The sequence below is a fragment of the Variovorax sp. Soil_C_26 genome (genome assembly GCF_057657075.1).
On sequence record NZ_JBDGJC010000012.1, the window covers coordinates 45,651 to 67,015 of the forward strand.

The 21,365-nt window shown below is 66.7% G+C and carries 18 protein-coding genes, 1 tRNA gene and 1 pseudogene; 10 read left to right on the plus strand and 10 right to left on the minus strand.

Annotation, left to right across the window (positions count from 1 at the left end; translation table 11 throughout):
• Positions 1-47: 47 nt before the first annotated feature.
• The 6 genes from AC3A6G_RS24270 to AC3A6G_RS24295 all read left to right on the plus strand — a co-directional run bounded on the left by AC3A6G_RS24270 (position 48) and on the right by AC3A6G_RS24295 (position 4,783).
• Positions 48-1,055, plus strand: coding sequence for a serine/threonine protein kinase (locus AC3A6G_RS24270; protein WP_487862724.1), 1,008 nt, complete (start codon positions 48-50; stop codon positions 1,053-1,055).
• Positions 1,052-1,963, plus strand: coding sequence for a PP2C family protein-serine/threonine phosphatase (locus AC3A6G_RS24275; protein WP_487865664.1), 912 nt, complete (start codon positions 1,052-1,054; stop codon positions 1,961-1,963). Before AC3A6G_RS24270 ends, AC3A6G_RS24275 begins: the two co-directional genes overlap by 4 nt.
• Before the next feature lie 73 nt (positions 1,964-2,036).
• Positions 2,037-2,777: a ribonuclease PH gene (gene rph / locus AC3A6G_RS24280; protein ID WP_487862722.1), complete on the plus strand. Its 741-nt coding sequence runs from the start codon at positions 2,037-2,039 to the stop codon at positions 2,775-2,777.
• Between the two features lie 2 nt (positions 2,778-2,779).
• Entirely contained in the window at positions 2,780-3,379 is a 600-nt protein-coding gene (gene rdgB / locus AC3A6G_RS24285; protein ID WP_487865665.1) for an RdgB/HAM1 family non-canonical purine NTP pyrophosphatase, read from the plus strand.
• A gap of 11 nt (positions 3,380-3,390) precedes the next feature.
• Positions 3,391-4,662 carry a radical SAM family heme chaperone HemW gene (gene hemW / locus AC3A6G_RS24290; RefSeq protein WP_487874807.1) on the plus strand — a complete coding sequence of 424 codons (1,272 nt, stop codon included), beginning with the start codon at positions 3,391-3,393 and terminating at the stop codon, positions 4,660-4,662.
• A gap of 33 nt (positions 4,663-4,695) precedes the next feature.
• A tRNA-Ser gene (locus AC3A6G_RS24295) sits at positions 4,696-4,783 on the plus strand.
• A 48-nt stretch (positions 4,784-4,831) separates the two neighbouring features.
• Here AC3A6G_RS24295 and AC3A6G_RS24300 read toward each other — a convergent pair.
• A pseudogene (locus AC3A6G_RS24300) lies at positions 4,832-4,942 on the minus strand (IS5/IS1182 family transposase); the annotation flags it as partial.
• A gap of 117 nt (positions 4,943-5,059) precedes the next feature.
• On the opposite strand from AC3A6G_RS24300, the gene AC3A6G_RS24305 reads away from it, so the two are divergent.
• Together AC3A6G_RS24305 and AC3A6G_RS24310 are read left to right on the plus strand one after the other, a co-directional pair.
• The gene (locus AC3A6G_RS24305; protein ID WP_487874808.1) at positions 5,060-7,984 is read left to right on the plus strand and encodes an AAA family ATPase; all 2,925 of its coding nucleotides are present in this window, start codon (positions 5,060-5,062) and stop codon (positions 7,982-7,984) included.
• A gap of 435 nt (positions 7,985-8,419) precedes the next feature.
• Positions 8,420-10,372 (plus strand): hypothetical protein, encoded by a 1,953-nt coding sequence (locus AC3A6G_RS24310; RefSeq protein WP_487874809.1) that lies wholly within the window; start codon positions 8,420-8,422, stop codon positions 10,370-10,372.
• Between the two features lie 238 nt (positions 10,373-10,610).
• On the opposite strand, the gene AC3A6G_RS24315 is transcribed toward AC3A6G_RS24310, so the two are convergent.
• The 9 genes from AC3A6G_RS24315 to AC3A6G_RS24355 all read right to left on the minus strand — a co-directional run bounded on the left by AC3A6G_RS24315 (position 10,611) and on the right by AC3A6G_RS24355 (position 16,677).
• Positions 10,611-10,892 (minus strand): HU family DNA-binding protein, encoded by a 282-nt coding sequence (locus AC3A6G_RS24315; protein ID WP_487874810.1) that lies wholly within the window; start codon positions 10,890-10,892, stop codon positions 10,611-10,613.
• Between the two features lie 218 nt (positions 10,893-11,110).
• Entirely contained in the window at positions 11,111-11,761 is a 651-nt protein-coding gene (gene ureG, locus AC3A6G_RS24320) for an urease accessory protein UreG (protein WP_487862714.1), read from the minus strand.
• Between the two features lie 17 nt (positions 11,762-11,778).
• A complete protein-coding gene (locus AC3A6G_RS24325; RefSeq protein ID WP_487865672.1) occupies positions 11,779-12,459 on the minus strand; it encodes an urease accessory protein UreF in 681 nt (226 codons plus the stop codon).
• Position 12,460: 1 nt separating this feature from the next.
• The gene (ureE, locus tag AC3A6G_RS24330) at positions 12,461-13,030 is read right to left on the minus strand and encodes an urease accessory protein UreE (protein WP_487874811.1); all 570 of its coding nucleotides are present in this window, start codon (positions 13,028-13,030) and stop codon (positions 12,461-12,463) included.
• A gap of 203 nt (positions 13,031-13,233) precedes the next feature.
• The gene (locus AC3A6G_RS24335) at positions 13,234-13,710 is read right to left on the minus strand and encodes a GNAT family N-acetyltransferase (protein WP_487874812.1); all 477 of its coding nucleotides are present in this window, start codon (positions 13,708-13,710) and stop codon (positions 13,234-13,236) included.
• Between the two features lie 8 nt (positions 13,711-13,718).
• Complete coding sequence (gene ureC, locus AC3A6G_RS24340) at positions 13,719-15,437, minus strand: urease subunit alpha (RefSeq protein ID WP_487874813.1); 1,719 nt, start codon at positions 15,435-15,437, stop codon at positions 13,719-13,721.
• 3 nt (positions 15,438-15,440) lie between these two features.
• Positions 15,441-15,746, minus strand: a complete 306-nt coding sequence (locus tag AC3A6G_RS24345) for an urease subunit beta (protein ID WP_487862708.1) — start codon at positions 15,744-15,746, stop codon at positions 15,441-15,443.
• A 7-nt stretch (positions 15,747-15,753) separates the two neighbouring features.
• Positions 15,754-16,350 (minus strand): HupE/UreJ family protein, encoded by a 597-nt coding sequence (locus tag AC3A6G_RS24350; RefSeq protein ID WP_487862707.1) that lies wholly within the window; start codon positions 16,348-16,350, stop codon positions 15,754-15,756.
• 24 nt (positions 16,351-16,374) lie between these two features.
• A complete protein-coding gene (locus AC3A6G_RS24355; protein ID WP_487874814.1) occupies positions 16,375-16,677 on the minus strand; it encodes an urease subunit gamma in 303 nt (100 codons plus the stop codon).
• A gap of 100 nt (positions 16,678-16,777) precedes the next feature.
• Here AC3A6G_RS24355 and AC3A6G_RS24360 point away from each other — a divergent pair, with 100 nt between their 5' ends.
• Complete coding sequence (locus AC3A6G_RS24360; RefSeq protein WP_487874815.1) at positions 16,778-20,359, plus strand: hybrid sensor histidine kinase/response regulator; 3,582 nt, start codon at positions 16,778-16,780, stop codon at positions 20,357-20,359.
• Positions 20,352-21,341, plus strand: coding sequence for a response regulator (locus AC3A6G_RS24365; RefSeq protein WP_487865676.1), 990 nt, complete (start codon positions 20,352-20,354; stop codon positions 21,339-21,341). The genes AC3A6G_RS24360 and AC3A6G_RS24365 overlap by 8 nt, the downstream gene beginning before the upstream one ends.
• Positions 21,342-21,365: the final 24 nt, after the last annotated feature.

Consider the following 21,365-nt stretch of genomic DNA (forward strand, 5'->3'; position numbering starts at 1 on the left):
CGGCGTTCGCTTGCCGCACCATCGCCTTCGGGCGAAACTCCCGGATTATGTCAAAGGTCAAGCCTTCGCCCCTGCTGCCCGATACGGTCATTGGCGGTTACCGCATTGTTCGCCGGCTTTCCGCAGGTGGTTTTGGCGTTGTCTACCTCGCGATCGACCCGGGTGGCCAGCAGGTCGCGATCAAGGAATACCTGCCTTCGTCGCTCGCCACGCGCGGACCCGGCGAGCTTACGCCCGAGGTGGCGCCCGAGAAGCTGTCGCTCTACCGGCTGGGCCTCAAAAGCTTCTTCGAGGAGGGGCGATCGCTCGCGCAGATTTCGCATTCCTCGGTGGTGAGCGTGCTCAATTTCTTCCGCGAAAACGAGACCGTCTACATGGTGATGAACTACCTGGAGGGCGCCACCCTTCAAGACTTCGTCGTCACCGCGCGCGACCTCAAGCGCCCCAAGGTGTTTCGCGAATCGACCATCCGCTCGCTGTTCGACGAGATCCTGCGCGGGCTGCGCATCGTGCACCAGTACAAGATGCTGCACCTCGACATCAAGCCCGCCAACATCTTCGTGACCGACGAGGACCGCGCGGTGCTGATCGACTTTGGCGCTGCGCGCGAGGTGCTCAGCAAGGAGGGCATCTTCATCCGCCCGATGTACACGCCCGGCTTCGCCGCCCCCGAGATGTACCGGCGCGACTCGTCGATGGGCCCCTGGACCGACATCTACGCCATCGGCGCCTGCATCTACGCCTGCATGCAGGGCTACCCGCCCAACGACGCGCCGCGGCGCATCGAGAAAGACCGGCTCACCCTGTCGCTGTCGCGCCTGCGCGGCGTGTACTCTGACAACCTCATGGAAGTGGTCGAGTGGTGCATGTCGCTCGATCCGCTCTCGCGCCCGCAGTCGGTCTTTGCGCTCCAGAAGGAACTGAGCCGCGAAGGCGAGCGGCGCTACACCAAGCTCACCGTCGGCGAGAAGGTGCGGCTTTCCCTCGACAACATCCGCTCCTTCGACAAGAAGGCCCTGCCCAGGGCGGCGGCACCCACCACGCGCCCCGCATGAAATTTTCCGTATTCCAGGTCAGCCGCAAGGGCGGCCGCCTCAAGAACGAAGACCGCATGGGCTACTGCTACACGCGGGAGTCGGGGCTCTTCGTGCTGGCCGACGGCATGGGCGGCCATCCCGAGGGCGAGGTCGCGGCGCAGCTCGCGTTGCAGACCATCGCCGCGCTCTACCAGCGCGAAGCCCGGCCGGTGGTCAAGGATCCGAAGGCGTTCCTGGCCGAATCGGCCATGACGGCGCACCAGCAGATCATGCGCTACGCCAGCCACAAGGCCATGCTCGACACGCCGCGCACCACCGTGGTGGCTGCGCTGCTGCAGAACTCGAGCGCCATCTGGATGCACTGCGGCGATTCGCGCCTGTACGTGGTGCGCGACGGCCGCCTGCTCACGCGCACGCGCGACCATTCGCATGCGGAGCGCCCGCGCGCCGGCGCCGCCAGCGACGCGCCGGTCAACCGCAACCTGCTGCTCACCTGCCTGGGCTCGCCCACCACGCCGCTGTTCGACATCTCGGCGCCGCTGCCGCTGCAGCGCGGCGACCGCATCATGCTGTGCTCGGACGGTGTCTGGGGCGTGCTCGACGATGCCCTCATCGTGCACACCCTGTCGTCCGACAAGCCGGTGTCCGATGCGGCGCCCGACCTGGCCGAGATGGCGCTGCGCAAGGGCGGCGCCCACAGCGACAACGTGACGCTGATCGCGCTCGAATGGGAAATGCCGGCCATCACGGCGGGCGAGGAGCGCGCCGTGTCCACCGACTCGATCAGCGACGGCGTGTTCGCCTCCACCATCCAGGCCGGCATGCCCGCCGACGGCGAGCTCGACGACCTCGACGAGGACGCCATCGAACGCTCGATTGCCGAAATCAACGAGGCCATTCGCCGCTCCGCTGCAAAGAAGACCTGAGCGCGCAGGTGCGGCCATCGCTCCCGGGCGGTGGTCTTTCATCCATTTCCCTTTACTGACGCATCCTCCACCCATGACTGCTTTCACACGAAGCGGCGGCCGTGCCGCCGACCAGCTGCGCCCGGTGCGCATCACCCGCGGTTTCACCATCCATGCCGAGGGTTCGGTGCTGATCGAGTTCGGCCAGACGCGCGTGCTGTGCACCGCTTCCGTCGAAGAGCGCGTGCCGCCGCACAAGCGCGGCAGCGGCGAGGGCTGGGTCACGGCCGAGTACGGCATGCTGCCGCGCGCCACCCACACGCGCAGCGACCGCGAGGCCGCGCGCGGCAAGCAGAGCGGCCGCACGCAGGAGATCCAGCGCCTCATCGGCCGCTCGATGCGCGCCGTGTTCGACCTGGCCGCCCTCGGCGAGCGCACCATCCACCTCGACTGCGACGTGCTCCAGGCCGACGGCGGCACGCGCACCGCCGCCATCACCGGCGCTTTCGTCGCGGCGCAGGACGCCGTCAACAAGCTGCTCGCCGCCGGCACGCTGCCCGCTTCGCCGATCCGCGGCCATGTGGCTGCCATCTCCGTCGGCATCGTCGCCGGCACGCCGCTGCTCGACCTCGAATACACCGAAGACTCCGCCTGCGACACCGACATGAACGTCGTCATGACCGGCGCCGGCCACTTCGTCGAAGTGCAGGGCACCGCCGAAGGCGCCGCCTTCTCGCGCGACGAGATGAACCTCCTGCTCGGCCTGGCCGAGAAGGGCATCGGCGAGCTGATTGCAATGCAGCAGCAGGCGCTGCAGCTTTCGTCGCAGTCATGACCATGAAGCTGGTCCTCGCGTCCAACAACGCCGGCAAGCTGGCCGAGCTCCAGCAGCTGCTGGCGGAACTGGCGGTCACGCTCGTGCCACAGTCGGCGCTCGGCGTGGGCGAGGCCGAGGAACCGTTCCGCACCTTCGTCGAGAACGCCCTGGCCAAGGCGCGCCATGCCAGCGCCGCCACCGGGCTGCCGGCCATCGCCGACGACGCCGGCCTCTGCGTCGATGCCTTCGGCGGGCTGCCGGGCGTCGACACCGCCTTCTATGCCACCCAGTTCGGCCATGCCAAGGGCGACGCCAACAACGTCAAGGCGCTGCTCGAACAGCTCGATGGTGTGGCCAACCGGCGCGCCGCGCTCGTCAGCACGCTCGTCGCGCTGCGCGGGCACGACGATCCCGAGCCGCTCATCGCCGTCGGCCGCGTGGTTGGCGAAATCGCCAAGGCGCCGATCGGCGACAACGGCTTCGGCTTCGATCCCGTCATGTACCTGCCGAGCTTCGGCAAGACTTTTGCGCAGCTGCCGCCCGAAGTGAAGAACGCCAACAGCCACCGCGGTCAGGCGGCCAAGGCCATGCTGGCGCTGATGCGCGAGCGCTGGTTCTGACCGAGCATCCGATGCCTTCGTCTTCTTCCACCGTGGTTCCGATCCAGCCCGCGCCGCAGGCCGGCGCGCCACAGGCCAACGACGTGCTGCACTGGATGCGGCCCGGCCCGCTGCAGCTCGCGGCGCTGCCGCCGCTGTCGCTCTACATCCACCTGCCCTGGTGCCTGCGCAAGTGCCCGTACTGCGACTTCAACTCGCACGAGTGGCGCGCCGCGAGCGCCGCCGAGGTCGACGGCATTCCCGAAGCCGCGTACATCGACGCGCTCGTTGCCGACCTCGACGCCGCGCTGCCGCTCATCTGGGGCCGCACCGTCCACACCATCTTCATCGGTGGTGGAACCCCGAGCCTCTTCTCGCCGCAGGCCATCGACCGCATGCTCGGCGACGTGCGCGCCCGCCTCAAGCTCGCGCCCGACTGCGAGATCACGCTCGAGGCCAACCCCGGCACCTTCGAGCGCAACCGCTTCCGCGCTTACCGCGCCGCCGGCGTCACGCGCCTGTCGGTGGGCGTGCAGAGCTTCAACGACGAACACCTGAAGGCGCTCGGCCGCGTGCACGACCGCGCCCAGGCCATTGCCGCCGCCGAAGAGGCCGCGAGCGCATTCGACACCTTCAACCTCGACCTGATGTACGCGTTGCCGGGCCAGACCCTCGAGGGGCTCGACACCGACCTGTCGCAGGCGCTGGCGCTCGCGCCGCCGCACCTGTCGGTGTATCACCTCACCATCGAGCCCAACACCTGGTTCGCCAAGTTTCCGCCCATGCTGCCCGAGGACGACATGGCCTACGCCATGCTCGACCGCATCACCGAGCGCACAGCCGCGGTGGGCATGCAGCGCTACGAGGTGTCGGCCTATGCAAAGAGCGGCCATGCGTGCGCGCACAACCTCAACTACTGGCAGTTCGGCGACTACCTCGGCATCGGCGCCGGCGCGCACAGCAAGCTCAGCTTTGCCCACCGCATCGTGCGCCAGGTGCGCTTTCGCGAGCCGCGCCTCTACATGGAGAACGCCCGCGCCGGCGCGGCCGTGTCGCAGAGCGACGAGGTCGGCCTGGCCGACCTGCCGTTCGAATTCATGCTCAATGCGCTGCGGCTGAAGGAGGGCTTCACGCTGCCGCAGTTCAGCGAGCGCACCGGTCTTGCGATGACCAGCATCCAGAAAGGCCTGGAAGAAGCCGAGCGCAAGGGCCTGGTCGCGCGCGACCTGCACCGCGTGTGGCCCACCGAGCGCGGGCTGGATTTTTTGAGCGACCTGCAGTCGCTGTTCCTGCCCGAGGACTGATCGGGCCGACGGCGGCGTAAAATCGCCGGCTCCGGAGAGTTGGGTGAGTGGTTTAAACCAGCAGTCTTGAAAACTGCCGACGTGAAAGCGTCCGTGAGTTCGAATCTCACACTCTCCGCCAGGATCAGCCTGAGCAAGTTTCCTCGCAGCTTCAACGGCCAAGGTGTTCCACCGAGTGAACCAGGCCACTGCCGGCGTCCACGCCGAGGTGCGCCTTCATGCCGAAGTGCAACTGGTTACCCGTCTTGGTCTGGTGCCTCTCCGGGTCGCGTTCGCCCTCTGCTTGCCTGTACTGCTCCGGTAGCATTGCGTTTCGATGCACGCACTATTTCTCTTTTAGCTCCGGCTGTGGCCTCCTATGACTGGTCGACCTTTGCTACTTGGCTTCGGGTCGTTCGTGCTGGACGAGGCCAACGCGCGTCTGTCGAAAGGGCAGCACATCGTACCGCTTCCCCCGAAGGCTTTCGCACTGCTATGTGCGCTGGCTGGGCGGCCTGGGATATTGGTGGGGAAAGCGACGCTGCTGGACGTAGTCTGGCCACGCCAGGACGTGAATGAGGCGGTTCTCAAGACAACTGTCAATCAGCTGCGCGGTGCATTGGGGGATGACCCGCGCCAAGTGCGCTTCATCGAGACGGTGCCGCGGCGTGGGTACCGATTCGTGGCGCGGGTGACGGGTTCCCGCTCGACTGAAAACGGGGCGGGTGGGGCGCATGGACATGCTTTCGTCATGACCGATCGGCTGCCGGGCAGACGGTTGATTGCACGAGACAGAGCGCTCCAGCATCTCGAAACCTCATGGCAGCATGCCCAGAAGGGAGCCGTGCAATTGGTGACGGTCGTTGGAGAGGCAGGCATGGGAAAGACCACACTGATTGACCACTTCACTTCCCGCTTGAGCGATGTATTGATCGGCCGTGGGCAATGTGTCGAGCAGATCGGCATGAGTGAGCCCTATTTGCCGGTGCTTGAAGCACTCAACGCACTGTGCCGCAACTGGCTCGGATTGCCAGCGCTGCTGAGGACGATCGCACCCGCATGGTTGGCACAGATGCCCTGGCACATGACAAGCGATGACCGACTTGCGTTGCAAGCCGAACTGGCGGGCACCGGTCCCGGTCGAATGCTGCGCGAGTTTGGCGAGTTGCTCGATTGCATCGCTCAGACCTGCCCCCTGCTGCTGGTGCTGGAAGACTTGCAGTGGAGCGATCGGTCCACGTTGCAATTGCTGGACTACATCGCTGGCCGGCGCTCATCGACTCGGCAGATGATTCTGATCAGTCTTCGTCCGACCGGCAGCGGTGGCAACACCTATTCGGCAGCCGATCTGCGAACGAAATTTCGCCTACGCGGCTCGGCGACGGACCTGGTGTTGGCGCCATTCTCGGAAACCGAAGTCGGCGACTACATAGCGCAGCGCTTCCCGGAGGGCACGGTCCGCCGGAACTTGGTCCAAACCCTGCACGCTCATACCAATGGGCTGCCTCTGTATGTCGCCACGCTGCTCGATGCCGCGGACCAGGTGGTCACGGGGCTCGCCCGAGGCATCGATGTTGCCAATGATGATTCGGCTTTGGATTGGTTGTCTTCTCAGCCTCTGCAGGTACCAGAAAGCCTGGTACATCTGATAGATCGCCAGATCCAAAGCATGGCACCGGCCGATATCGTTTTGTTAGAGGCCGCATCGGTCGTCGGCGTGGAGTTCTGGGCCCAGCCTGTCGCTGCCATGCTGGGGCGTCCCCTGCACGCTGTTCGCGCGCAAGTGGACGCTTTGACACGCCAGGGGCATTGGTTGGTCGCCCTGACCGCAGAGCGGCTGAACGACGGCAGCTTCGATGGACGCAGCGGATTTCGCCATGCGCTATATCGCCACGCGATCTATCACCGCACTGGTCCTGCCGTACGCGCCGACCTCCATCGTCGCGCGGCATTGGCGCTGGAAGCTGCCGTACGACTCGGACTTCCGGTGGGTCCGTCGGAGCTGGCCGTGCACCATGAGCGAAGCCTGAATCTCCCCAGCGCCGTCCGCTATGGCGTCGATGCTGCACAGCTGGCCATGACTCGATTCGCGCCGTTCGAAGCGGCGCAGTCTGCCGAGACGGCATTGACGTTGCTGTCGAACTGCCGAGAGCTCGGGGAGCGGCAACGCGGTGAATTGGAATTGTCACTGAGGACGTTGTCGGGGTCGGCATGGGGGCAGTGCCTGGGAGTCGCCGCACCCGAAGCCGTGGCCGCGTTCGAACGGGCTCGCGACCTCTGCCACGTGCTGCCGTCAAGTGCTGCGCACGCGTGGGTGTACTGTGGCTTGGGCTGGGTCCATTTCACGCGAGGCGAGTATGCAAACGTATTGTCGGCGGCCGAGCGCATCGAGGCCTGGAGCATCCAGTATGGCGACGCAGCGCTCTTTATCTGCGCATGCAACTTGAGAGGCCCGGCGCTGGCGTATCAAGGGCATCTTCGATCGGCGGTGCAATGGCTGCAAAGAGGGCTGGAAGCCTGTGATGCCCTTGGGGATGACTTGAGCAGTTTGCCTTTTCTTATCGATCCCGTCGTATCGATGCTTAGCAATGCCGCTTTGCCGCTCCTGCAACTTGGTGAGCCAGATGCCGCGCTGCACTATATCGAGAAGGCGCGCAGGCGCGCCAGCATCGTTCGTGCGCCCATGGCTCGAATGTTGGCGGAGTGGTGTGCCGCTCTCGTCGGTGCGGCGGCCGAGGATGAAGCCATGGTGGCTGCAGCAGCGTCACAGCTGCAAGCGATTGTCGGAGAGGCTGACATCGCACAAGGCGAAGGACCGGCGATGTGGTATGCCGGATGGTTGAAAGGAAAAACAAGAAGCGCACGCGGGGCGGCGGCTATCGAAGACATCATCAAAGGTCATGAGCGTCACCTGCGGTGGGGGATGAAGGCTGGATGCACCCACGTGTTCGCATATGCGTCCGAAGCCGCGCTGTGCGCGGGCGATCTGGTCGTCGCACAACGAGAGCTTGATAGCGGCTTGAATGCGGCGTCGGAACTCGACGAGAGGTTGAACCTGGTGGACCTGTACCTTCTTGATGCCAGGTTGGCTATTGCGCGGGGCGACGCCGCCGCAGCGCGCGAAGTTCTGGATCGTTCACAGAAGGAAGGCGATGCGCAGCAGGCGGCCTGGTCCGTCCTGGCGGTGCAGTTGTACCGCTGCGAGATGGCTGGGGCGAGCCTGCAGGACATAGCTGTGCTCCATGATGCCCTGCTGCGGATCCAAGGCGGAGAGGATCTGCCGAGGGTACGTCGTGCTCGAGACTTGGTGGCCGGCTCCGGCTTGGTCAACAAAGCGCATTAGAAGAAGCTGAATGCCGGGATCGCCCGTGCTGTCCCTCGACTGAACGGGCGGCATGCTGCGCGCTTGGCCGCATGTGCGTATCGCGCCACTGCCGCCACTGCCATTACCGTTTCGTTACGACTTTCCAGATGATGGGAAGTATGGTTTCTGCCCTGGCCGCTTGAGGTCGACTGTGAAGCAGCCACTCGCGCATTGCACCAGCGAGGGCGCTGGCTTTGCCTCAAGGAATTGTCCAGTCCGCTCGCTGCTATGGAAGGCCGTGAGCGACAGATCCTCCTTCCAATCCAACGGAGTTTTATGCGAGTGCTTTGTAGTTTGCGGCAGCACGGGTTTGCCGCGTTTCTAGGAATTGTCTTGGCCCTTGGAGGCTGCGGCGGTGGCGGTGGCGGTGGCGGTGGCCCCGTGTTCGGTTGGGACCCTACAGGAGGCGGGCAGGTGCCGCCGCCGGCCGAAGAAGAGGTCGACAGCGAGGCACGTTTCGCTGCGATGGACCGCGTGGACCTGCAGTTCGAAGCGATCACCGGCGGCAGGCAGACCGCAACGGCCGCTGAATGGGAGCAGCTGCGTGACTGGGCACGGGCGCAGCCCGAATTCGCTGACGCCGGCGTGGGCGAATACAGCTTCTGGGCGCGTTTCAGGGATGGGCGCCATTACCTCCTGACGGACAACTGGCGCGTGCCGGCGGGGATGGTGTCCGAATCCTCGTCCGAATCGCTGAAGAAAGCGGGACTGATGAACGCTACCCTCGACCAACCCGCGGGATCACTCATCAAGTCCGTGCCTGCCAGTGCGAAAGCCGCTCTCTTCATCCACTCTGGTGCGCCGAAGCCCCACCCCAACGAGTTTAGATTTGCGCCCCCGCTGATGCGCGACATGAGGGAGGCACTCACCGAGCGCGGCTATGCCGTGAGCCAGAACCTCATGAACGTCGAGAACCTCAAGCAGATGGGAGAAGTCGGGTTCCTCTTTTTCAACTCGCATTCGGCGATGTACGGCCCGGACCCGAAGGCGCAGCAATTCGCCGTCATGCTCGATGACAACGCCACTGTCCTCAACGATGTGGTCTACCGCGCCGACCTGAACGCAGGCAACCTCATCTACCACCGTGTACGTACCCTGGCCCAGACCGTCGGCAAGGGAAATCCGCCCAAGCTGGCATTTACCGCGAAGTTCGTCACCCAGTACCTCAACTTCGCATCCAATTCTCTGGTCATCACGTTCTCGTGCAACAGCGGCAATGCACAGTCAATGGAATTTCGCGGGGCGCTGAAGGCGAAGGGCGCGGGCACCGTCGTGGGGTGGGACGGCTTGTCCAGCCCTCATGGATATCCCGCCATCGGGCTTCTTGTGGATCGCATGGCTGGTGTCAACAAATTCGAGCCGATTGCCATGCCGAATCGCTCGTTTGTTTTTGCCGACGTGATGAAGTATCTTGGACAGCGTGACCTGCTGACCTCTGCTGGCGTCGAAGACGATGACGGCCATATCACGCCGAATGCGTTCCTCCGGGTCGACGGCAGTGGCTTTACCAAGCTGGCGCCGGTGATCACCCATCTCGAAATGAAGGCAGACAACATGCTCGCGGTGCATGGCGACTTCGGCGACGAGCCGGGCGAGGTCAGCGTGGGCGGTGTGCCTGTCAATGCGGTGTGGGGCCCGACGGAGGTAAAAGCGCTGCTCGCCAACGCGACGCACGGCGATGTGGTCGTCACCACCAAAAATCTCAAGAGCAATCCGCGACAACTCGGCTCCTGGCAGGGGCGGGTCACGTATCAGAGCAAGCGCGTGGACCGGAGTTGCCCCGGCGCGACGTTCATCGCCGACGTCGATGTGGATCTCCATCTGCGTGCCGACATGCAGGCTCGGCGCATGGAAGTTGACGGACCCCTGCAGAACAACAATACAGTCATCGTTCCCGCGAACGACACCAAGGGTCAATGGGCCGCGAGCGGAAAGTGCGTTCAGGGTGGCAAGATCGTGCAAGGGCATTCCGGATCGGGACCGCTCGCCATGCTTCCCTTTGTCAACTACGAGGACGTTGCATCGTTCCAGGACGCCGTCTATGCCCGGCTGAACGTGGTCGAAAAGCGGTTTCATATTGGCGGCACCTTCAGCAGGTCCAAGATGACGCTGCAAACTGGCGACACGTCGGTGCCGTCACTGCTGCAGATCTGGTTTCAGCTCTCTGACTATTTCTACGACGGCAGCCCCAACTGGCCCCAGGACGAGCGCTTTCCCTATGCGTCTTACGTGCCACTCGACGCCAGGTTGAACGCCGGGCAAGGCCAGACCGACAACCAGGGGCCTTCGGGCAGTGACATGAGCCTGAAGTTCCAGTGGAGCGCCATGCAGCTCTCGCCCGAACTCAAGGACACGGTCGGGCACTGAGCGCCTGTGGGCAGGGTTGGAGTGCCTCAGAATGAATCGCGCGCGAGCGCAGCAAGGGCCCGGCTGTAGCGGTCGCGCTGCGGTCGCTCGTTCCATGCCCTGCGTCAGGCTCAACATCATTTCCCAAAGAGAAAGTCCCGTGCAGCACTGGCTGCGACGGGACTTTTTCTTTGGGGCCGTTCGGCCTCTGCACCCGCGTGGCGCAATGCCGCCACGATGATGCTCGGGTCTTGGCGTCTCAGCGTGCCGTGTTGACCGCGTCCTTCAGGGCCTTGCCTGCGGTGAACTTCGCGCTCTTGCTGGCCTTGATGGTGATCTGCTCGCCGGTGGACGGGTTGCGGCCGGTGCGTTCGGCGCGGCTCGCGACCGCGAAGGTGCCGAAGCCGATGAGCTGCACGGTTTCGCCGCGCGCCAGGGCACGCGACAGGTTCTCGAGGGCGGATTCGAAAGCGCGGCCGGCGTCGGCCTTGCTGAGGTTGGTGTCTTCGGCGATGGCGGCGATCAGTTCGGTCTTGTTCAAGGCAGGTTCCTTTCAGGGGGATGGATGATGGTATCCGGCGCCGTGACCCGAGGCCGCGCCTGCAGGTGGAGAGATCCCCGTTGGGGATCGAGGCGCCCGAAGCGCTCCATCTTAGTTTTCACTGCAGCCACCTTGCCGGTCCGCACATGAAACATTTCAAGAAGAAATGTGATGGATTTGCTTGCACTGCCGCTGTTTTCGTGGATAGGCGGCGATCTTCAGCCTTCGGCGAGCATGCCGCGCGCCTCGATGAACGCGACGACTTCCGCCACGCCGGTGTGGGTCTTGAGGTTCGTCATGACGTAGGGCCGCTCGCGGCGCATGCGGCGCGTGTCCTGCTCCATCACGTCGAGGTTCGCGCCGACGTAGGGCGCGAGGTCGGTCTTGTTGATGACGAACAGGTCGCTCTTGGTGATGCCGGGGCCACCCTTGCGCGGGATCTTCTCGCCAGCCGCCACGTCGATCACGTAGATCGTCAGGTCCGACAGCTCAGGGCTGAAGGTGGCCGCGAGGTTGTCGCCGCCCGATTCGACGAACACCACGTCGGCGTCGGGAAAGTCCTCGAGCATGCGGTCGATGGCTTCGAGGTTGATCGAGGCGTCTTCGCGGATCGCGGTGTGCGGGCAGCCACCGGTCTCCACACCCATGATGCGTTCGGCGGGCAGCGCGCCGGCCACCGTCAGCAGGCGCTGGTCTTCCTTGGTGTAGATGTCGTTGGTGATGGCCACGAGGTCGTACTTGTCGCGCATCGCCTTGCAGAGCATCTCGAGCAGCGTGGTCTTGCCCGAGCCGACGGGGCCGCCGATGCCCACGCGCAGCGGCGGGAGCTTCTTGGTGCGGCGGGGAATGTGGTGCAGGGCGGAGGTCATGGTGGTGGTTCGAGGTTCTAGCTTCTGAAGAGCCGGGAGTATTGGGTTTCGTGCCGCGCCGACAGCACGGCGAGCAGCGGTGCGAAGGCCTGGCGTTCGTCGTCGCCGAGCGCCATCGCGCGGGTCACCGCGTCGGGAATCTCGCGCGCCAGCCGCCCCAGGATGCGCTGCCCGGCGCTCTGGCCGAGCGGCACCGCCTTGACGGCCGCGCCCACCATGTTCTCGGCCCAGCCAAAGGCGAAGGCCAGGCAGCCGTCGTGCACCGAGGCGGTGGTGCGGCTCGCCGCAAAGGCGAAGGCCACCGGATAGCTCGCGGGCAGGTCGGCGAACACGCGGGCGGTGTCGGCATGGTGCAGCTTGAGCCACTCGACGAAGGAGCGCCCCATCTGCTCGGTCTGCAGGAAGAATTCGGCCGTCTCGCGCGAGGCCATGACCCATGCATTGAGCTCGCGCACGCGCGCCGCGTCGTCCGCGCGCCACGCCGCGATGGCTTGCGCGACCAGCGCGAGGTCGCCGCGCGCGAAGCTCAGGTGCAACTGGTCGGCGAGCCATTCGGCGGCCCTGGCTTCCGAATCGATGCCGGCCCATTCGACCGCCGCCTCCACGCCTTCCGAATAGGAGAAGCCGCCCACCGGCAGCGCGGGCGACGCGAGCCAGATGAGCTGCAGGAGGCTGTGGGCGCCGGCCGGATCGGACATGTCAGTGGGCGTGGTCGTCGTCCAGCAGTTCCGGTGCGAGCACGAGCGGCTTGGGGCCGCCGCTGCCGTGGGCATGCGGGTGGCTATGGTCGTGCGAATGTTCATGCGAGTGCGCATGCGCCCCATAGGCGCCGCCCTCGGGCTCGAAGGCTTCTTCCATCGCGACCACGATCAGGTGCATCGAACGCAGCATGTCGGCGAGCACATGGTCGGGCTCGATCTTGAGGTGGTCGGGCCTGAGCTCGATCGGCACATGCCGGTTGCCGAGATGGTAGGCCGCACGCGTCAGGTCGAACGGCGTGCCGTGTGCCGTGCAGTGCGTGATGCGCAGCACCGGCTGCGGCGCCGCGATGACGCGGACCAGCGAACCGTCGTCGGCCACGAGCACGTCGCCGCCGCGCACCGCGGTGCCGCGCGGCAGGAACACGCCGATGCGGCGACCCTGCGAGTCGGTGGCGTCGAAGCGGCTCTTCTGGCGGATGTCCCAGTCGAGTTCGATGGTGGGGGCTCGCTTGGTCAGAACGGGCGCGAGGCCGCGGCCCTGGGGCATGAGTTTGTTGGCGGTGAGCATGGGGCTTGCGTTCAGCGGGAGGGTGTCGACAATACAACGTTCGTTATGACTTCAATTGCGAGGCGCAAAGAATGTCTGCCATCAAAGTGACCCAGATCGGCGATTCGATCGGCGCGCCGCAATGCCCTGCGCGAGCTTGCCAAATGACGACGGCCAAGCTCCTGGCACTGTTCCAGCCCTGAGTTTCCCGCGCCGCCACGATCTCAAATTACCCGCGTCATGAAGTGGCTGTACGGATCGACCCGGTAGTTCCCAAACGGACCGCAGTCCTCGAAGCCGTGCTTTGCATAGAGCGCACGTGCCGGCTCGAAGAAGGGCTGGGTGCCGGTCTCGAGGCTGAGCCGCGCATGGCCTTGCGCGCGCGCGTCGGCCATCACGTTCGCGAGCATGCGGGCGGCGATGCCCTGGCCGCGCAGCGGGGCCGCGGTGCGCATCGACTTGAGTTCGGCATGGTGCGCGTCAAGTCGGTTGAGTGCGGCGGTGCCGACCAGCGTGTCCTCGCCATCGGGCTGCACGGCCCACGCGGACCAGAACCGGATCTCGGGCCGGCGCAGGCCCGAGAGGTCGAGCGCATGGACGCTCTCGGGCGGCGAGACGCGCCGCATGTCGACCAGGTGCTCTTCGAGGAAGGCGGCGATGCGCGGGTCCTGCAGTGGATCAAGCCGGATGCGAAGTTCCATCGGGGGCCTCAGAAAAGAAAGTAGCGCTGCGCCATCGGCAGCAGCTTCGCGGGCTCGCAGGTCAGCAGATGTCCGTCGGCACGCACCGCGTAGGTCTGCGCGTCGATCTCCATCTTCGGCGTGTAGCCGTTGTGGACCATGTCCTTCTTGCGCACGTTGCGGATGTTCTTCACTGCGGCGAGCGGCTTGGCCAGACCGAAGCGCTCCTTGATGCCCCCGGCGAGCCCCGCCTGCGAGACGAAGGTCAGCGAGCTCCTGGCGAGCGAGCCGCCGTAGCTGCCGAACATCGGGCGGTAGTGCACCGGTTGCGGCGTGGGGATCGAGGCATTGGGGTCGCCCATCGCGGCCATGGCGATGCTGCCGCCCTTGACGATGGTGAAGGGCTTCACGCCGAAGAAGGCCGGCTTCCAGATCACGAGGTCGGCCCACTTGCCGACCTCGATCGAGCCCACCTCGTGCGCGATGCCGTGCGCGATGGCGGGATTGATCGTGTACTTGGCCACGTAGCGCTTGGCGCGGAAGTTGTCGTTGCGCGGGCTGTCCTCGGGCAGGGTGCCGCGCTGCAGCTTCATCTTGTGCGCGGTCTGCCAGCAGCGCAGCACGACCTCGCCGACGCGGCCCATGGCCTGGCTGTCGGAGCTGAACATGCTGATCGCGCCGACGTCGTGCAGCACGTCCTCGGCGGCGATGGTTTCCTTGCGGATGCGCGACTCGGCAAAGGCCAGGTCTTCGGCGATGCCGGCGTCGAGGTGATGGCACACCATGAGCATGTCGACGTGCTCGTCGAGCGTGTTCACGGTGTAAGGCATGGTCGGGTTGGTGGAGGACGGGAGAAAGTTCTCTTCGCCCACCACGCGCAGGATGTCGGGCGCATGGCCGCCGCCCGCGCCTTCGGTGTGGAAGGCGCAGATGGCGCGCCCGCCCACGGCCGCGATGGTGTTCTCGACGAAACCCGACTCGTTGAGCGTGTCGCTGTGGATCGCCACCTGCGTGTCGGTGGCATCGGCCACATCGAGGCAGTTGCTGATGGCCGAGGGCGTGGTGCCCCAATCCTCGTGCAGCTTTAATCCGATGACGCCGGCTTCGATCTGCTCGTGCAGCGCATCGGGCAGGCTGGCGTTGCCCTTGCCGAGGAAGCCCAGGTTCATCGGGAAGGCATCGGCCGCCTGCAGCATGCGCTCGATGTGCCAGGGCCCTGGCGTGGCGGTGGTCGCGAAGGTGCCGGTGGCGGGGCCGGTGCCGCCACCCAGCATGGTCGTGATGCCCGAGGCCAGCGCCTCCTCGATCTGCTGCGGGCAGATGAAGTGGATGTGGCTGTCGATGCCGCCCGCGGTGACGATGTGGCCCTCGCAGCTGATGATCTCGGTGCCCGGGCCGATGACGATGTCGACGCCTGGCTGCACGTCGGGATTGCCGGCCTTGCCGATGGCGGCGATGCGACCGTCCTTCAGGCCGATGTCGGCCTTGACGATGCCCCAGTGGTCGAGGATCAGCGCGTTGGTAAGCACCGTGTCGACCGCGCCCTGAAGGCGGGTGCGCTGCGACTGCGCCATGCCGTCGCGGATCGTCTTGCCGCCGCCGAACTTCACTTCCTCGCCATAGCCGCCGGCGCGCAGCGTGTAGTCGGCCTCGACCTCGATCAGCAGCTCGGTGTCGGCCAGCCGGACCCGGTCGCCCACGGTGGGGCCGAAGATTTCGGCGTAGGCACGCCTGCCAATCGTTGCCATGGTTTAGAGCTTTCCTTGAACGAGGCCGCGAAAGCCGTAGACGATGCGGTCGCCAGAAAAATCGACCAGCTCGACCGTGCGCTGCTGGCCCGGCTCGAAGCGCACCGCGGCGCCCGAGGCGATGTTGAGCCGCATGCCGCGCGCGGCGTCGCGGTCGAAGCCGAGCGCGCCGTTGGTCTCGGCGAAGTGGTAGTGCGAGCCGACCTGGATCGGCCGGTCGGCGGTGTTCTGCACCACCAGCGTGAGGGTGCGGCGGCCCGGGTTGAGCGCGTGCTCGCCGTCGTCGGTGAGGAGTTCGCCGGGGATCATGGCGACTTCAGAGGGCTTGCGACAGCAGCGTGACGCCCAGGCCGGCCACGGCGGCGCCTGCCACGCGCGGCAGCCAGGCGTTGGCGTGTCGCAGCGCCCATCCGGCGGCGATGCCCGCAACGTGCAGCAGCAGGGTGGCGGCCACCATGCCGGCCAGCGCCAGCGCCGCGCCGTGGTCGCTCGCGAGTTCATGGCCGTGCGCTACGCCGTGGAAGACGGCGAACACGCCGACCAGGGCCACCGCCGCGCCCGCCGCCAGGTGCATGCGCGTGGCGACCAGCAGCCCGAGCACGAGCAGCGAGGCCGCGATCATCGGCTCGACCGCCGGCAACTGCAGGCCCGCGAGCCCGGCCAGCGCGCCTGCGAGCAGCATGCCCGCGAAGGCGAGCGGGGCCCACAGCAGGTCGGGCCAGGCGCGGCGAGCGGCCAGTGCGCTCCAGAGGCCGACCGCGACCATCGCGGCCAGGTGGTCGGCACCGGTGAGCGGGTGCATGAAGCCGGTGGCGAAGCCGTGGTGCATGCCACCGTCCGCGCCCGTGTGGGCGCTGGCCGCGAGCGGCAGCAAGAAGGAAAAGAGGGCGAGTGTCTTGGAGGCGATGCGCATGGCGGGTTCTTTCGGGGGGACGGCTCAGACGATGGGCTGGTGGACGGTCACGAGCTTGGTGCCGTCGGGAAAAGTAGCTTCCACCTGGATGTCCGGGATCATCTCGGCGATGCCGCCCATCACGTCGGCGCGCGTGAGCACCGCACGGCCTTCGCTCATGAGGGCGGCCACGCTCTTGCCGTCGCGTGCGCCTTCCATCACGGCGGCGGAGATCAGCGCGACCGCTTCGGGATAGTTGAGCTTGAGGCCGCGCGCCTTGCGGCGTTCGGCTAGCAGTGCCGCGGTGAAGATCAGCAGCTTGTCTTTTTCGCGCGGGGTCAGTTCCATGGGGTCGGCATTGGTGGCAGGGTTCGGCCATTATGGGCAGGCAGTCCCGTTGCAACAGTCGTGCCGCCGTTCGCCAAAAGGCGTATGGATGGCACGAAAGATGCACCGAAACGGTGTGAACCCCGCCCAGCCTTCCCCCGCCACCTCCGACGAGGCGCCGCAACGCATCGTCAAGGTGCGGCGCGACTACAACAGCTGGGTGGCGAGCGAGACGCTCGAGGACTACGCGCTGCGCTACACGCCGCAGCGCTTTCGCAAATGGTCCGAGTGGCGCGTGGCCAACACCGCGTTCGGCGCCGCCTCGTTCCTCATCCTCGAGGCGGTGGGCGCCACGCTGCTCGTGCAGTACGGCTTCGCGAATGCCTTCTGGGCCATCGTGGCGACCGGGCTCATCATCTTTCTCGCGGGCCTGCCGATCAGCGTGTACGCGGCGCGCTACGGCGTCGACATGGACCTGCTCACGCGCGGCGCAGGCTTCGGCTACATCGGCTCCACGCTCACCTCGCTGATCTACGCAAGCTTCACCTTCATCTTCTTCGCGCTCGAGGCCGCGGTGATGGCCTATGCGCTCGAGCTCGCGCTCGGCGTACCGCCGGTCTGGGGCTACCTGGTGTGCGCGCTGGTGGTGATTCCTCTGGTCACGCACGGCGTGTCGGCGATCAGCCGGCTGCAGCTGTGGACGCAGCCGCTGTGGCTGGTGATGCTGGTGGTGCCCTTCGCCTTCGTGCTCGTGCGCGATCCTGGTGCGTTCGCTGGCATCGTGCACTACAACGGCGCAAAACTGGGCGCGACGGGCTTTGATCTGCACCTGTTTGGCGCGGCGCTCACGGTCGGCATCGCGCTCATCACCCAGATGGGCGAGCAGGCCGACTACCTGCGCTTCATGCCCGTGCGCACGCCCGCGACGGCGCGGCGCTGGTGGGCCGGGGTGCTGGCCGGCGGGCCGGGATGGGTCGTGCTCGGTGTGTTCAAGATGCTCGGCGGCGCACTTCTCGCCTACCTGGCGATCTCGCACATGGTGCCGGTCGAGCGCGCGGTCGATCCGAACCAGATGTACCTGGCTGCCTACGAGTACGTGTTTCCGAACTACGGCTGGGCCGTGGCCGCGACGGCGCTGTTCGTGGTGATCTCGCAGCTCAAGATCAACGTGACCAATGCCTATGCGGGCTCGCTGGCCTGGAGCAACTTCTTCTCGCGCGTGGCGCACAGCCATCCGGGGCGCGTGGTGTGGGTGGTGTTCAATGCGCTGATCGCCTTCATGCTGATGGAGATGAACGTCTTCGAGGCGCTCGGCGACGTGCTCGGGCTGTTCGCCAACATCGCGATCGCCTGGATGATGGCGGTGGTGGCGGACCTGGTCATCAACAAGCCGCTGGGCCTGTCGCCGCCGGGCATCGAGTTCAAGCGCGCGCACCTGTGGGACATCAACCCGGTGGGCGTCGGCGCGATGGCGCTCGCCTCGCTGCTGTCGATCACCGCGCACCTCGGCGTGTTCGGGCCGCTGGCGCAGGCCTTCTCGGCGCTGATCGCGCTCGGCACGGCGCTCGTGGTGTCGCCGCTGCTGGCCTGGGCCACGGGCGGCAAGTACTACATCGCGCGCGGCACCGAGGGCGCGGGTGCGATCGCGTTCGCGCCGGCCACGGGCCCGCGTGCCGTGCGATGGGCGCGCATCGTGCAGGACGCGGGCGGCGACGGCGCGTACCAGCGCCTTCGGGTCCAGCAGTGCGTGATCTGCGAGCGCGAGTACGAAGGGCCCGACATGGCCCACTGCCCGGCCTACCAGGGCGCCATCTGCTCGCTGTGCTGCACGCTCGACGCGCGCTGCGGCGACCTGTGCAAGCCGCATGCGGCGCTGTCGGCACAGTGGTCGGCGGCACTGCGCTGGCTGCTGCCGCGCAGGAGTTGGCGCTACCTCGACACGGGGCTCGGCCATTTCCTGCTGTTGATGCTGATCGTGGTGCCGGTGCTGGCGGCAGTGTTCGGCGTGCTCTACCAGCAGGAGCTGCGCGCGCTCGATGTCAGCGCACTGCAGAGCGCCTCGCTGCGCTCGGGCTTCCTCAAGGCCTACATGGCGCTGCTGGTGATCGCGGGCGTGGTCGCCTGGTGGCTGGTGCTGGCGCACCAGAGCCGCAAGGTGGCGCAGGAAGAGTCGAACCGCCAGACCCGCCTGCTGATGCGCGAGATCGAGCTGCACCGCGCCACCGACCAGGCGCTGCAGTCGGCCAAGCAGACCGCCGACGAGGCGCGCGAGGTTGCCGAGCAGGCCAAGCTCGCGGCGGAGCAGGCGCGTCGCGCCGCCGACCAGGCCAACCAGGCCAAGAGCCGCTACATCAGCGCGATCAGCCACGAATTGCGCACGCCGCTCAACAGCATCCTGGGGTATGCGCAGCTGATGGGCGAGGACGTGTCGGTGCCGCCGCACCGCCGCCAGGCGGTGGCGGTGATCAAGCGCGGCGGCGAGCACCTGCTGTCGCTCATCGAGGGCACGCTCGCCATTGCCCACATCGAGGCAGGCAAGCTCACGCTCGATGCGCGGCCGATGCGCTTTGCCGACACCGTGCGCGAACTCGCCGACATGTTCGAGCTGCAGGCGGCCGAGAAGGGGCTGGCCTTTTGCTTCGAGGCCACCGGCACGCTGCCCGAGCTGGTGCGTGCCGACGAGAAGCGCGTGGGCCAAATCCTGATCAACCTGCTGGGCAACGCGATCAAGTTCACCGCGGCGGGCCAGGTCACGCTCCGGCTGTCGTATGCGCGCGAGTTCGCCTCGGTGGAGATCGAGGACACCGGACCCGGCATGACCGCCGAGGAGATCGCGCGCATCTTCGAGCCCTTCGCGCGCGGCGGCGCGGCTGCGGCCGCCACGCCCGGCGCGGGGCTGGGCCTCACGATCGCGAAGATGCTCACCGACCTCATGGGCGGCGAGATGAAGGTGCGCAGCACGCCGGGCGAGGGTGCGCTGTTCTGCGTGCGGCTCTTCCTGCCGCGCGTGCACGACGCGGCAGGCGGCTCGGGCCGGCGGGCGCCGGCGCAGCAGCAGCGCATGCGGCGCGGCTACGAGGGGCCACGCAAGCGGCTGCTGGTGGTCGACAACGAGGAAGCCGACCGCGAGCTGCTCGGCCATGTGCTCGCGCCGCTGGGCTTCGAATTGCGCAGCGCCGCGAGCGGGCACGACGCGCTCGACCTCGTCGCGGCCGGCTACCGTCCCGACGCGATGTTCGTCGACCTCGCGATGCCGGGCATCGACGGCTGGGAGACGATCCGCCGCGCGCGCCGGCTGGGCCTGGCCGATGCGGCGGTCGCGATCGTCTCGGCCAATGCCTTCGACAAGGGGCTCGAGAACGATGTCGGCATCGCGCCCGAGGATTTCTTCGTCAAGCCGGTGCGCCACACCGAGCTGCTCGACTGGCTCGAGCGCCGCCTCGGCCTGCGCTGGACCGATGCGGCCGCGGCGCCGCAAGCCGCCGTGGTCGCCGTGCCGTCGATGCGCCCGCCATCGCCCGAGCACCTGCGCGCACTCGGCGAGGCCGTGAACCTGGGCTACTTCCGCGGCATCATGAACCAGCTCGATGCGATCGACACCGAACAGCCCGAATGCCGGGCATGGACCGAAGCGCAGCGCGCGCTCGCCCGGACGTTCCAGTTCGAGCGGATGGATTGCGCACCGGAGGAACGGAGTGAGTGAACTGGCCCGAAGCATTGCCGGCGCCAGCGACCTGGTGCTGATCGTCGACGACGTGCCCGACAACCTCGCGGTGCTGCACGATGCGCTCGACGAGTCGGGCTACACCGTGCTCGTGGCCACGAGCGGCGAGCAGGCGCTGCAGCGTGCCGCGCAGGCCCGGCCCGACATCGTGCTGCTCGATGCGATGATGCCGGGCATCGACGGCTTCGAGGTGGCGCGCCGACTCAAGGCCGACCCAGCCACCGCACACATTCCGATCGTCTTCATGACCGGCCTGACCGAAACCGAGCACCTGGTGGCGGCGCTGGAGGCTGGTGGTGTCGACTACGTGACGAAGCCGATCAAGCCCAAGGAAGTGCTGGCGCGAATGAACGTCCACCTGCAGGGCGCCCGGCGCGCCCGGCAGGCGGCGCGCCAGGCTGGCCAGGCGCGCAATGCGCTCGATGCCTTCGGCTATGCGAGCTTCACCGTGCGCCTGCCCGAAGGCCGGCTGATCTGGCAGACCGCGCTCGCGCGCGACCTGCTGCAGCGCTACTGCCACACCAGCGCCCCCGAAACGCCGCCCGCGGTGCTGGAATGGCTGCGCCGCCATGCGCCCGGGGCCCGGCAGCAGGGCATCGAGCCGCCGGCGCTTGCCATCGACCAGGGCGCGAGCAGCCTCAGCCTGCGGCTGCACCGGCAGACGGGCGAGGACGACGAGGGCGACGAATGGATGATCGTCATGCGCGAGCTCTCCGACACCGCCGTGATCGAGGCCATGAGCCTGAGCCTGAAGCTCACCGCGCGCGAGGCCGAGGTGCTCTATTGGGTGGTCAAGGGCAAGACCAACAAGGACATCGGCGAGATCCTCGGCAGCAGCCCCGCCACGGCCAAGAAGCACCTCGAGCGGGTGTACGTGAAGCTCGGCGTCGAGACCCGCACCGCTGCCGCCGGCGTGGCGATCAAGCGCATTCGCGAGCTGCAGCCGCAGTTCGAGATCTGAAGGCAGCCGGCGCGCGAATCAGCG

Excerpts from the sequence above, each read along its gene's own strand:
- AC3A6G_RS24335 (WP_487874812.1), bottom strand. The coding sequence starts at position 13,710 with ATGGAACTTCGCATCCGGCTTGATCCACTGCAGGACCCGCGCATCGCC.
- rdgB (WP_487865665.1), top strand. The coding sequence starts at position 2,780 with ATGAAGCTGGTCCTCGCGTCCAACAACGCCGGCAAGCTGGCCGAGCTC.
- AC3A6G_RS24345 (WP_487862708.1), bottom strand. The coding sequence starts at position 15,746 with ATGATCCCCGGCGAACTCCTCACCGACGACGGCGAGCACGCGCTCAAC.
- AC3A6G_RS24270 (WP_487862724.1), top strand. The coding sequence starts at position 48 with ATGTCAAAGGTCAAGCCTTCGCCCCTGCTGCCCGATACGGTCATTGGC.
- ureG (WP_487862714.1), bottom strand. The coding sequence starts at position 11,761 with ATGACCTCCGCCCTGCACCACATTCCCCGCCGCACCAAGAAGCTCCCG.
- AC3A6G_RS24355 (WP_487874814.1), bottom strand. The coding sequence starts at position 16,677 with ATGGAACTGACCCCGCGCGAAAAAGACAAGCTGCTGATCTTCACCGCG.
- AC3A6G_RS24325 (WP_487865672.1), bottom strand. The coding sequence starts at position 12,459 with ATGTCCGATCCGGCCGGCGCCCACAGCCTCCTGCAGCTCATCTGGCTC.
- rph (WP_487862722.1), top strand. The coding sequence starts at position 2,037 with ATGACTGCTTTCACACGAAGCGGCGGCCGTGCCGCCGACCAGCTGCGC.
- hemW (WP_487874807.1), top strand. The coding sequence starts at position 3,391 with ATGCCTTCGTCTTCTTCCACCGTGGTTCCGATCCAGCCCGCGCCGCAG.
- ureE (WP_487874811.1), bottom strand. The coding sequence starts at position 13,030 with ATGCTCACCGCCAACAAACTCATGCCCCAGGGCCGCGGCCTCGCGCCC.
- AC3A6G_RS24350 (WP_487862707.1), bottom strand. The coding sequence starts at position 16,350 with ATGCGCATCGCCTCCAAGACACTCGCCCTCTTTTCCTTCTTGCTGCCG.
- AC3A6G_RS24275 (WP_487865664.1), top strand. The coding sequence starts at position 1,052 with ATGAAATTTTCCGTATTCCAGGTCAGCCGCAAGGGCGGCCGCCTCAAG.
- AC3A6G_RS24360 (WP_487874815.1), top strand. The coding sequence starts at position 16,778 with ATGCACCGAAACGGTGTGAACCCCGCCCAGCCTTCCCCCGCCACCTCC.
- ureC (WP_487874813.1), bottom strand. The coding sequence starts at position 15,437 with ATGGCAACGATTGGCAGGCGTGCCTACGCCGAAATCTTCGGCCCCACC.